The 11,327-nt window shown below is 56.7% G+C and carries 10 protein-coding genes and 1 pseudogene; 6 read left to right on the top strand and 5 right to left on the bottom strand.

Annotation, left to right across the window (positions count from 1 at the left end; genetic code table 11):
• Positions 1–29: 29 nt before the first annotated feature.
• Positions 30–1,427: a sensor histidine kinase gene (locus PMI22_RS04185; protein ID WP_007948500.1), complete on the bottom strand. Its 1,398-nt coding sequence runs from the start codon at positions 1,425–1,427 to the stop codon at positions 30–32.
• A complete protein-coding gene (locus tag PMI22_RS04190; protein WP_007948499.1) occupies positions 1,405–2,088 on the bottom strand; it encodes a response regulator transcription factor in 684 nt (227 codons plus the stop codon). Before PMI22_RS04190 ends, PMI22_RS04185 begins: the two co-directional genes overlap by 23 nt.
• Before the next feature lie 278 nt (positions 2,089–2,366).
• Here PMI22_RS04190 and PMI22_RS04195 point away from each other — a divergent pair, with 278 nt between their 5' ends.
• The gene (locus PMI22_RS04195) at positions 2,367–3,305 is read left to right on the top strand and encodes a hypothetical protein (RefSeq protein WP_007948498.1); all 939 of its coding nucleotides are present in this window, start codon (positions 2,367–2,369) and stop codon (positions 3,303–3,305) included.
• A gap of 210 nt (positions 3,306–3,515) precedes the next feature.
• Here PMI22_RS04195 and PMI22_RS04200 read toward each other — a convergent pair whose 3' ends face one another.
• Complete coding sequence (locus PMI22_RS04200; RefSeq protein WP_007948497.1) at positions 3,516–5,327, bottom strand: monovalent cation:proton antiporter-2 (CPA2) family protein; 1,812 nt, start codon at positions 5,325–5,327, stop codon at positions 3,516–3,518.
• A 203-nt stretch (positions 5,328–5,530) separates the two neighbouring features.
• The gene (locus PMI22_RS04205; RefSeq protein WP_007948496.1) at positions 5,531–6,136 is read right to left on the bottom strand and encodes a DJ-1/PfpI family protein; all 606 of its coding nucleotides are present in this window, start codon (positions 6,134–6,136) and stop codon (positions 5,531–5,533) included.
• A 421-nt stretch (positions 6,137–6,557) separates the two neighbouring features.
• On the opposite strand from PMI22_RS04205, the gene PMI22_RS04210 reads away from it, so the two are divergent.
• From PMI22_RS04210 to PMI22_RS04230, 5 genes and pseudogenes are all read left to right on the top strand, one after another.
• The gene (locus PMI22_RS04210; RefSeq protein WP_007948495.1) at positions 6,558–6,896 is read left to right on the top strand and encodes an FKBP-type peptidyl-prolyl cis-trans isomerase; all 339 of its coding nucleotides are present in this window, start codon (positions 6,558–6,560) and stop codon (positions 6,894–6,896) included.
• A gap of 146 nt (positions 6,897–7,042) precedes the next feature.
• Positions 7,043–7,237: pseudogene (locus PMI22_RS04215) on the top strand (aldehyde dehydrogenase family protein); the annotation flags it as partial.
• A 582-nt stretch (positions 7,238–7,819) separates the two neighbouring features.
• Positions 7,820–8,653 (top strand): cycle-inhibiting factor, encoded by an 834-nt coding sequence (locus PMI22_RS04220; protein ID WP_157214460.1) that lies wholly within the window; start codon positions 7,820–7,822, stop codon positions 8,651–8,653.
• Between the two features lie 130 nt (positions 8,654–8,783).
• A complete protein-coding gene (locus PMI22_RS04225; RefSeq protein WP_007948492.1) occupies positions 8,784–9,467 on the top strand; it encodes a hypothetical protein in 684 nt (227 codons plus the stop codon).
• Positions 9,468–9,584: 117 nt separating this feature from the next.
• Entirely contained in the window at positions 9,585–10,061 is a 477-nt protein-coding gene (locus PMI22_RS04230; RefSeq protein ID WP_007948491.1) for an MEKHLA domain-containing protein, read from the top strand.
• A 98-nt stretch (positions 10,062–10,159) separates the two neighbouring features.
• Here the strand turns inward: PMI22_RS04230 and PMI22_RS04235 are convergent, their stop codons facing one another.
• Entirely contained in the window at positions 10,160–11,179 is a 1,020-nt protein-coding gene (locus PMI22_RS04235; RefSeq protein ID WP_007948490.1) for a branched-chain amino acid aminotransferase, read from the bottom strand.
• Positions 11,180–11,327: the final 148 nt, after the last annotated feature.

Here is an 11,327-nt window from a genome sequence, read left to right as displayed (position 1 = left end):
CGAACGCAGCCTCGCAGGCTCGGCAGCTGCTACAAGGGTTGTGTCAGGGCTGAGTTTTTGCAATCAAGCACCAACCGTGCGCCACCGAGTTCGCTGCTGCCCACTTCAAGCGCAAACCCATGCAGGCTGGCAATCGCCGCGACGATCGACAATCCCAACCCAAACCCGCTTTTCTGATGCCCCCCCTCAGCACGATAGAAGCGCTGAAACACCGCCTCGCGCTCGGCTTCTGGGATGCCCGGGCCGGAGTCGAGCACTTCGATTCGCGTAAACCCGCCCTCACTGACCCCACGCAAAATCACCTCGCCCCCCGGCGGCGTGAATTTGATCGAGTTGCTCAACAGATTCGCCACTGCTTCGAACAACAGCGCCCGATCCCCGTTGAGGTCTGGCAACGATGTCGGCAATTGCAGGGTGAAAATCAATTCTCCTTCTTCCGCCAGCGGCAGGTAAAAGTCGTGCAGCTCTTGCAGCAACGGCACCGGGTCCAGTTGCACAAAACCTGACCTGCGCTGGCGATCCTCCAACTCGGAAATCCGCAGCAACCCACGAAAGCGCGCCATCAGGGTGTCTGCTTCACCGAGCACGGAATCCAGTTGCACGGCCAGCGTCGAGCCGTCTTCAGCCTGCTGCTGAATCCGGTACAGCTGCGCCCGCAGGCGCGTCAACGGGGTGCGCAGGTCGTGGGCGATGTTATCGCAGACCCCCTTGACCTCGTGCATCAACCGCTCGATGCGTTCCAGCATGGCGTTGACGATGGCGGCGAGCATGTCCAGTTCATCGCGGCGGTTGGACAAGGGCAGGCGCCGGGTCAAATCTCCGGCGACGATGGCTTCGGCGCTGGCCTGGATCGCGCGGATACGGCGCAGCGGTCGGCGCCGCAACACGTGCCACCCGACAATGCCAGGAATGATCGTCAGCGTGACACCCCAGAGCAACGCATGCAGGATGATCCGGGTGACGGCAAACAACGAACCGTTGTCACGCACCAGCACCAGCCAGCGACCGTCCCGGGTCTGGGTCGCGACCGCGTCGCAGCTGTCGGCGGGCAGGGTCGGGTCGTCGGAGTCGGCGCAGTCGGTGAGCATGTGGATTTTGCCGTCCAGCGGCAGGCCTTCGGGCATGTGGCGCAGGGCACCGCTGAGGTAGCGGTGCTCCGCATCGAACAGGCCATAGGCGTCGATGCCGCGAATGTCGAACGTCATGCTCACGGCGAGGGCGTCCGCCAATTGTTCTCCTTGAAAGTGCGAAAACAAATGCTGACGCTGCATCAGCGAATGTTTGGCCAGGTTGTCCAGGTAAGACGACACCTCGTAGTACATGACGCCCATGAGGATCGCGCTCCAGATCACGAACAGCGAACTGTAGAGTGCCAGCAAGCGGCTGCTGGAGGAACGCCAGCCGTTAGACGGGTTCGGCAATGACATAACCCGAGCCTCGCACGGTCCGAATCAGTGGGGCCTGGCCTTGTTGATCAATCTTCTTGCGCAAACGACCGATGTGCACGTCGATCAGGTTGGTGCCGGGGTCGAAGTGATAGCCCCAGACCTCTTCGAAAATCATCATGCGCGACAAAATCTGCCCGGTGTTGCGCATCAGGAATTCGAGCAGTTTGTACTCGGTCGGCAGCAGCGTCAGCAGCAGGCCGGCGCGGCTGGCTTCGTGGCTGATCAGGTTGAGCTCAAGGTCCGCCACTCGCAGTGTGGTGGCTTGCGCGGTGACGGTGTTCTGCCGGCGCAGCAACACTTCAACGCGGGCGGCCATTTCATCGGTGGCGAACGGCTTGGTCAGGTAGTCGTCACCGCCAGCGCGCAAACCGCGCACCCGCTCATCGACGTCGGAGAGGGCGCTGATCATCAGGATCGGCGTGGCCACGCCCATGGTCCGCAGCGTGGTGACAATCGCCAGGCCATCGAGCTCCGGCAGCATGCGGTCGAGGGTGATCAGGTCGTAGTCACCACTGACCGCACGCGCAAGACCTTCACGGCCATTGTCGACCCAATCGACATCGAGGCCGTGGCTGCTCAATTCGGCGACGATTTCCCGGGCGGTCACGGCGTCGTCTTCGATGGTCAAGATGCGGGTCATAAGGTTGGCCTGATTTGCGGTGCTCACTGATGAGCAGCATTTTGCCAAGAAATGATCGATAGCTTCCTGAATAAAACTTCATGCACTGGCTATTTCAATCAATGCAGAAAACCCGTCGTGTTGACGTGTTCCTTGCAAATTGCATGAGAAAAGGAAGTTCAATCTTTATAGGTTGTTGAAAAATAACAATTTATTTTAGTTTCGGGTCTGGCACGGTGACTGCAATGGTCCAGTCGAAGAGTTGTAACACCATCTTTCCTGCCTGGAGCGATACAACAATGAATAGATCTTCTGATGGTTTTTATCCCGTCGCAGAAGAAACCAGCACGCTCTCGGGTGTGTCCTGGGGGGCGATCTTCGCCGGGGCCGCTGCGGCGGCGGCGTTGTCGCTGATCCTGGTGCTGCTCGGTTTCGGCCTGGGTTTTTCGGCGGTCTCTCCCTGGGCCAATGAAGGCGTCAGCGCCAAGGGCCTGGGCATCTCAACCATCGTATGGCTGGCGGTGACGCAAATCGTGGCTTCCGGACTCGGCGGTTACATTGCCGGTCGCTTGCGGGTCAAGTGGGCCTACATGCACGGGGATGAAGTGTATTTCCGTGATACCGCCCATGGCTTCCTCGCCTGGTGCGTGGCGACATTGGTAACCGCGACCCTGGTGGTCGGCTCGGTCAGCAGTATTGTCAGCGGTGGCGTGCAGGCCGGGGCAAACGTTGTCGGCGGGGCAGCCAGTGCGGCCACTCAAGCCGCAGGCACTGCTGCCGGTAAAACCGACAGCGACCAATACGGTTATTTCGTCGACAGCCTGTTCCGTAGCGATAGCCCCGCAGAGGTCAGCGATGAAGCCGCGCGTGGCACGGTGACCCGCATCTTCGCTCGTAGCTTGAGCAACGGCCAATTAGCTGCCGAAGACCGGACCTATCTCGCACAAATGGTTGCCCAGCGCACCAACCTGACCCAGGCCGACGCCGAACGTCGTGTCGATGAAGTCTACGCCCGCACGCAAAAAGCCATTGCCGACGCCAAGCTGGCAGCCCAGCAAGCCGCTGACACCGCCGCTAAAGTCGCTGCCTGGACTTCGCTGTGGATGTTCATTGCACTGCTGATCGGTGCGTTTTTCGCCAGCCTTGCCGCCACCTATGGCGGTCGTCGTCGGGACGCCGTGGTGTATGTGGAAACCGACGCCTACGTCACCACTACTTCGCTGCCACCTGTTCGCTAACCCAGGAGAATCATCATGCGCTCATTACTTTTGTTCTTTCTTGGCGTGCCAATCCCGATCATCATCCTGATCGCCCTGTTCATGCATTGATCCGCTGAGGCTCATTGCCTCTGCCGCTTCCACCCCTGGTGGAAGCGGCGTTTTGCTGTGTGGTATCCCACTGGGGGAACGAGCCTGCTCGCGATGGCGGCCCAAGTAGCACTCCATTTCTTAAACTTTCCCCGCTTCCTGCTCCTCCAGCTGATCCGACTCAAACAATTTAGCCAGTTCCGCCCGCGCTTCCTGCGCAGTCTGCAACACCTTCGCCGCATCGTCATACACCGCGTTCTGCGCCTCCAACACCTGTTCATCGTGATGCTGGAAACGCTTGATCCGCGCATCGGCCTGGGCCTGGGTCAGTCCCAGTCCAACCAGCGTGCGCCGGCTCATTTCCAGGCTCGAGTAATAGGTTTCGCGAATCGCCTCGGCACCAAGGTCCACCAGGCGGTGCACATGCTGGCGGTTACGCGCCCGGGCGATGATTTTGATGTGCGGGTACAAGCGGTGCACCACCTCGGCGGTCTTGATGTTGGTGTCCGGATCATCGGTGGCAATGATGAAATATTCCGCCTGTTCGACCTTGGCCGCGCTGAGGATTTCCGGGCGCATCGGGTCGCCATAAAACACCGGCACACCACCGAAACTGCGGGACAGTTCGATGGTTTCCACCGAGGTGTCGAGCGCCACGAACTTGATGTTTTGCGCCCGCAGAATCCGCGACACGATCTGACCCATCCTCCCCATGCCGGCAATCACCACACGTGGCGCATCGGTGTCGATTTGGCGGAATGTTTCCGGTACCACGACCGGTTGCACCTTGGGCGAATACAGCCGTGCGCACAGCAGCAACAGCAGCGGCGTCACTGCCATGGACAGGGTGATCGTCAGCACCAGCAAGTCGTACAGGTGCGGCTCGAACAGGCCCTGGTCGCGGCCGATCTTGAACACCACAAACGCAAATTCGCCACCGGCCGCCAACACGATGCCCAGACGCAGCGCATTGACTTTGCCCAAGCCACCGGCCAAACGGCCGACGATAAACAGCAGCGGCAATTTGATTGCGATCAGCAGTAGCGTCAGCCCGAGCACGGCAATCGGCGCGCTGAGCAGCAGGCTCAGGTTGGCACCCATACCGACGCTGATGAAGAACAGCCCCAGCAGCAGGCCCTTGAACGGTTCGATCTGCGCTTCCAGTTCATGGCGGTATTCAGAGTCCGCCAGCAGCAACCCGGCGAGGAACGCGCCAAGCGCCATGGACACGCCGACCAGGTCCATCAGCCATGCGGTACCGATCACTACCAGCAGCGCCGTGGCGGTGGACACCTCCGGCAAACGGGTCTTGGCGACCACGCGAAACACCGGGCGCAGCAGATAGCGTCCGCCGATCACCACCACCGCAATGCTGCCCAACACCCGCAGACCATGATTCACATTGTCGGCCACCGTGCTGGCATGATCGCCACCCGCCAGCAGCGGCACCATGGCAATCAGCGGGATCGCGGCGATGTCCTGAAACAGCAGAATCGCAAACGCCAACCGGCCGTGAGGGCTGGTCAGTTCCTTTCGTTCGGCCAGGCTTTGCAAGCCAAACGCGGTGGACGACAACGCAAGGCCAAGGCCCAGCACGATGGCGCTGTTCAGCGGCTGACCGAAGACGAAAAGCGCCAGCACACCAATCACCGAACCCGTCAGCAGCACCTGCGCCAGCCCCACGCCGAACACCGATTTGCGCATCACCCACAAGCGACGCGGCGACAGTTCCAGGCCGATGACGAACAGCAGCAATACCACGCCGAGTTCAGAGATGTGGCTGACACTTTGCGGGTTGCCGATCAGCCCCAGCACCGAGGGCCCGATGAGGACACCGGCAAACAGATAACCCAGCACGGCTCCCAATTGCAGGCGCTTGGCCAAGGGCACGGTGAGCACTGCCGCGAACAGAAACACGACAGCGGCTTGCAACAGGTTCCCTTCATGGGGCATGGCTGACTCCAACACTCGATACGGCGGGGCGCCAAGGATAAAGGCTGCGGCGGGATGCGTCAGCCGTGTTGACTGACAAACCTCAATCGCGAGCAGGCTCGCTCCCACATTTGATCTTCAGTGAACACAAATTTTGTGCCCGATTTAGATCCATTGTGGGAGCGAGCCCGCTCGCGATGGCGCCCGAACGAGCAACCAGGCAATCAGATAAATGCCTCGATATGCGCCATCCCCCGAGCCACATACTCATCCTTCTCGCCCACCGGCGCGAAGTTGTGCAACACCTCCCGAGCCGCTTCAGTGCCTTTGAGCCGAGCCAGAAACCACACCGCCAAATACTGCGCCGACAAACAACCCCCCGCTGTCGCGACATTCCCATTGGCATAAAACGCTTGATTGACGACATTTACCCCAGCCGCCTGCACCCACGGTTTGCTGATGGCGTCGGTACAAGCGGGGGCGTCGCCGAGCAAGCCGAGCTTTGCCAGTAAAAAGGTGCCAGAACATTGTGCAGCCAGTAACTGCCGGCCTGGATCGAAACGCAGTTGATCCATGATCGCCGGATCCTCAGCCACTTCACGGGTCTTGCGCCCGCTGCCGACCAGCACAGCATCCGCCTGACAAGCCTCGGCCAGATCAATCTGCGCATCGATGGTCAAACCATTCATGGACGTGACACGCGGCGTCGGCGAAGCGATGCTCACACGCCAGTCCTTGTCCCCCAGCAGCGACACCCGGCTAAGCATGCCGTAAGCGATCAGGGAATCCAGTTCGTTGAAACCGTCGAAGGTCAGAATGGCAATGTGCATGGCGGCTAGTCCTGAATGTGTTCACGCAGCCTACGCCAGGCCGGGGCGCAATCCCCGGTACAGTCAGGTGCAGAATCATCGCAACAGAAGGAAGTACCCTGGTGGGGCGTTTAAGCCCTATGGGTCGGGAGCTCGCACCGGGCTCTCGGTGCCAACCGATACTGATTATTCCCGCTGCGCTTGGCCTCATACATCGCCAGGTCCGCAATATGGATCAGCCGGTCCATGCTCCATGCTTGGCGCGGGGTCCGGGTACACAATGAGAGTAATCAGTATTGGGCATTAAACCGCAGGGTAAGTAAGCGTTTATGTTAGTTCACCCGGCCGCACCATCCGGGTAAAGGCATCTGAAGAGTTGCAAGCAGGATGATTTTCTGGGAAAACCACGTCCCTCGAATTCCGCAAACAGACCAACATCGTCATGAATGAACAACTGCAAATCATCGACCTCCAGCCCGGCGACGGTAAAGCCGCCATAAAAGGTGCACTGATCACCACCCAATACCGTGGTTGGCTGGAAGACGGCACTGAATTCGACTCGTCCTACAGCCGTGGCAAACCGTTCCAGTGTGTGATTGGCACCGGGCGCGTTATCAAAGGGTGGGATCAGGGGATCATCGGCATGCAGGTTGGCGGCAAGCGCAAGCTGTTGGTGCCAGCGCATCTGGCCTATGGCGAACGGACGATGGGCAAGATCACGCCGAATTCGAACCTGATTTTCGAGATTGAGTTGCTGGAAGTGCTGACTCGGGATGATTGAGTGAGGTCTGATTTGAATTAATTCGCTGCAGAGTCGCAAGCCAACAGACAAGCGATCCGGCAGTAACCAGCACTGACCCTGCCAAAACTGCGCATCCAACTCCGCACCCAGCCATACCACAGCAAATGCTGACGATAGCACCGGTGCGGAATCAGATCTTCGGCCCGGTGCTCGCGGTCACGACCTTCACCACCATCGACGAAGCCATCGCCCTGGCCAATGATTCGGTATATGGACTGGCGGCATCTGTCTACACCGACAATCTGCGCAACGCTATCAAGCTTTCACGTGAAATTCGCGCGGGTATCGTGACGGTCAATTGCTTCGGTGAAGGGGATGCTTAGACACCGTTTGGCGGATACAGCAGGCCTGAAAGATATTCATCGAATTTGGTGGCCCTTTCGCGAGCAGTCTGACTAACAAACGCCGTAAGACTCAGCCTTGCCACCCCCTGCATTCGTCAAATTCTTCGGCCGATCCCCAGACAACGCCATCAGTGAATGCACCGCAATCGTGGCCATCGTCTCCCGCGTCTCATGCATCGCTGACTCCATGTGGGGCTTCGCCATCACGTTGTTTAACGTCACCAGCGGCGAATCCTGTTCAGTGGTTCAAACTTAAACACCCCAGGCTAGCCCCCGCATCTGCCCCGCATGCAGCGCTTCGATGAGCGCCAATTGTTTCCTTCGGGGGGAGCGAAAAAGGAAAGCCGATCCGCTCCTGGCTTGTTCAGAATAATCGGTGAGCGCTGCCAATTTCCTATCGAAAAGATTCGCAGCAAAACAATGCCCCTCGTTGGGCGAACATCAGGCATGGATCCATCCCTGTTTTGGGAAGCAGCTTGATGCTAATTAAACAACGCTGCAGTCAGACTAGGGTGAAACAAAATTATCATTTCAACTACGAGTAAAGCGGCGAGTTATTTGACGCAATCAGCAGTTCCGGATGCGACACAGGCTACAGTAATAAAAAGTGTTTCCCTGCAAAATATATCAACTAAATCTTTACAGGATTTCGCCCGCCTCGCGGGGAGTAATATTGAGGCAAACACCCTTTTTAATGAAAGTAATGATGATGTACCGATCTTCCAAAGAGATCCAAAAAAAACTATGGATTTTATTAATGAGGGTAACAAGCAAAGAGCTGCCGAATGGGGCATGCCTCTGCATGAGGTAGAGGCGATGGTAGGCGGTGCCAGCACTTTTCGCGACCCCGTATGCGGACTTTCTGCGAATAACATCATGAAGCTTTTTCTGGACGACCGAGAAAATAAATACAGTTACTCGAAGGCGGAAAATCTGGATTTGTCAATGTTGAAGTCCAAACTGAACTCATTACCTGTCGATAAACACTTCTTGCTGAGAGTTCAGGACGGTGGGCTTGGTCATGCTTATATAGTTGATATCCCAGCCGGCGATGAAAAAATACGTCCGGCTTTTCTCTACCAATCGGATCTCGGTGGCGGTGTAACTCGAAGTGTCTCGATCACTGACTGGATGCGGGAAAAGGCTCATATCCCAATTGATATGAATGAAATGTATGCGCACTTCGACAACATGGAATCGGGGAATGTCGATCTGGAGTGCATAGCGAAGCTGTTTGATATTGACAGTAACCCTCTCATCCTCAAGGCAGAACGCTTGCGGTTGGGAAAACCCAGCAAATTTCAAGTTCAACAATATGATCCAGATAGATTGCAAAAAAATGTGGATACTATTGTCTCTCTGTGCAATCAAACGCGGCCACCCTTGGGTTGAACTATCGTCGTAAATGGCGCGAGCGTCGCCGATTTTTTATGTGGCACAATCTTGTTTGATAAATCAGGATCAAATGAATTGGCAAGCCTGCTTGGTCAGGTGTTTCGATTAACGTTCAAAGGAACGGTTTATGTGTATCCACTCAAGTAATGCACAACAAACAAATTCAATATCGCAACCTATAGGTAATGATAGAACACTCGATGCGGCGCAAGGGTTGCAGATGGACCTGGATGCTGCCACTGCCATTCCTCATCACGAGTGCTCTATAAATAGGATGCAGAGAGTTTTAAGTAATGCAATGTTCGCAACGAAGATCGATAGTATTGACTTCATTTCAGAAAACGACGTGCTCATTAGAACGGCAAATATCAAAAATAGCCTAAGTCAACATCATCACAATGATCTTCTTGTGCACAGCTCAATGCTGATTGTAAAGGGCGTCGGCGGAGGTGAGTGTACATTTAACAGGATAGAAATGGTTGAGGCTGGCAGAATGGATTGTCTAGTCTCGCATAATGATAGGTACAATATGGGGCTTCGCCTGAGCGAGCGGATTGATACAAAGCCAGATGAATTTTTTCAGCATCGAGATACGTATAAAATACACTTTCCCTGTACCGGTCATAAGTTGCTGTCGGATAAATTAAATACTTTTAGCAGGATTGCGTTTGCGCTTGGCGTGGAAGGGGATGTGCTAAAAAATACGCAACAAATATACGGCGGCGGATCAGATGGCTTGTATAACTGCAATACGTTTGTTGCTAATGTTCTGTCTAAGGCGAGCGGGGAGAATGTTAGCCCAGCGGTTTGAGTGTCCCTGTGCAGAATGAACAGTTGTCGATTGGGGTGAGAGGGCTGAGGATTTTTCTGATCGGTTTGGATAGGCTATGGCGCGTCGTACCACCAACGCCATGTTATGGGAGGGCGCGTGTCGCCAAACAACGAATATACGGCTGTTCAACTGCTGGACGATGCTTATCGGCACTGGACCGGCCAGGGTCTGCCGGCCCCGGAGTCAATAACCGGAACGGAACGCTTGCACTGGTTGCACGAGCACGCGCCGTACAGTCTGTTAGCCCATGGCACTGAAGACGATCCGCGTTTCTTCTTTGCCAATAAACAGACGTTGGCCTGTTTCAAATACGATCTCTCGCAGTTCCTGGGTATGCCGTCGAAGTTCAGCGCTTCACCGTTGGACCGAGCCATGCGCCAGACACTGCTGGAGCAGGTCACGGCCAACGGAATTGCACATGGCTATAGCGGCTGGCGGGTGGACAGGGACGGCAATTCCTTCATGATTTACGAAGGCAAAGTCTGGACGCTTATCGATGAGCACGGCGAACATCGGGGGCAGGCAGCCTTGTTCTGGCCGGATGCAGAGCGTGTTGGAAGGGTAAGTGATTGAAGTTTACCCCGGGGCATTGCTCAAACCGAAGACGAAAAAAAGCCCGGCTATCCAATCGATAACCGGGCTTTTTTGTTCAAGCGAACAGCAACGTCAGATCAAACCTTGACGATCCAGCCTGCTGGCGCTTCGATGTCGCCAGTCTGTACTCCGGTCAGCTCTTTGTAGAGCTTCTGGGTGACGGGGCCGACTTCGGTTTCGCTGTGGAACACGTGCAGGTGGTCGTTGTAGCTGATGCCGCCGATCGGGGTGATCACGGCCGCGGTGCCGCAAGCGCCGGCTTCCTTGAAGTCCGAAAGCTTGTCGATGAACACGTCACCTTCAATCACTTCCAGGCCCAGGCGCGATTTGGCCAGCTCGATCAGCGACAGGCGGGTGATGCCTGGCAGGACCGATGGCGAGTTCGGGGTGACGAACTTGTTGTCGTGGGTGATCCCGAAGAAGTTGGCCGAACCGACTTCTTCGATCTTGGTGTGGGTCATCGGGTCCAGGTAGATGCAGTCGGCGTAGTGCGCCTTTTTGGCCTGGGAACCTGGCATCAGGCTGGCGGCGTAGTTGCCACCGACCTTGGCCGCGCCGGTACCTTGTGGGGCGGCACGGTCGAAGCTGGAGATAAGGAAGTTGTGCGGGGTCAGGCCGCCCTTGAAGTAGGCGCCGACCGGAATGGCGAAGATCGAGAAGATGAACTCGGGGGCGGTACGCACGCCGATGTTGTCACCCACGCCGATCACGAACGGACGCAGGTACAGCGCGCCGCCGGTGCCGTAAGGCGGGATGAAACGCTCGTTTGCGCGAACCACTGCCTTGCAGGCTTCGATGAACTGTTCGGTCTCGACGAACGGCATCAGCAGGCGAGCACAGCTGCGCTGCATGCGCAGGGCGTTCTGGTCCGGGCGGAACAGGTTGATCGAACCGTCCTTGCAACGATAGGCCTTCATGCCTTCGAAGCATTGCTGGCCATAGTGAAGGGCCGTGGAGCCTTCGCTGATGTGCAGCACGTTGTCTTCGGTCAGGGTGCCCTTGTCCCACTCGCCATTGCGCCAGTACGACAAGAAACGCTTGTCTGTCTTGATGTAGTCAAAACCCAGCTTGTCCCAATTGATGCTTTCGTTACCCATGACACCCTCTATCACTGAACAACCGCCGAAACGGTTCAAGGCTTCTGACGTTTTTTGGATGGGGACAACAATACTTCATTCCGGACCCATTTCGCAGCCTGCAATTTGATCTCTGCGACCATCGATACGTCCCGGTGTAGCAGCTGTC

It is taken from the genome of Pseudomonas sp. GM21 (genome assembly GCF_000282215.1).
Taxonomy (GTDB): domain Bacteria; phylum Pseudomonadota; class Gammaproteobacteria; order Pseudomonadales; family Pseudomonadaceae; genus Aquipseudomonas.
Note: the sequence above shows the minus strand (reverse complement) of the source record. Positions and strands in the feature narration are given on the sequence as shown.

What these genes read in the sequence shown, in the direction of transcription:
- PMI22_RS04195 (WP_007948498.1), top strand. Translation starts at nt 2,367, where the DNA reads ATGAATAGATCTTCTGATGGTTTTTATCCCGTCGCAGAAGAAACCAGC.
- PMI22_RS04210 (WP_007948495.1), top strand. Translation starts at nt 6,558, where the DNA reads ATGAATGAACAACTGCAAATCATCGACCTCCAGCCCGGCGACGGTAAA.
- PMI22_RS04190 (WP_007948499.1), bottom strand. Translation starts at nt 2,088, where the DNA reads ATGACCCGCATCTTGACCATCGAAGACGACGCCGTGACCGCCCGGGAA.
- PMI22_RS04225 (WP_007948492.1), top strand. Translation starts at nt 8,784, where the DNA reads ATGTGTATCCACTCAAGTAATGCACAACAAACAAATTCAATATCGCAA.
- PMI22_RS04235 (WP_007948490.1), bottom strand. Translation starts at nt 11,179, where the DNA reads ATGGGTAACGAAAGCATCAATTGGGACAAGCTGGGTTTTGACTACATC.
- PMI22_RS04200 (WP_007948497.1), bottom strand. Translation starts at nt 5,327, where the DNA reads ATGCCCCATGAAGGGAACCTGTTGCAAGCCGCTGTCGTGTTTCTGTTC.
- PMI22_RS04205 (WP_007948496.1), bottom strand. Translation starts at nt 6,136, where the DNA reads ATGCACATTGCCATTCTGACCTTCGACGGTTTCAACGAACTGGATTCC.
- PMI22_RS04185 (WP_007948500.1), bottom strand. Translation starts at nt 1,427, where the DNA reads ATGTCATTGCCGAACCCGTCTAACGGCTGGCGTTCCTCCAGCAGCCGC.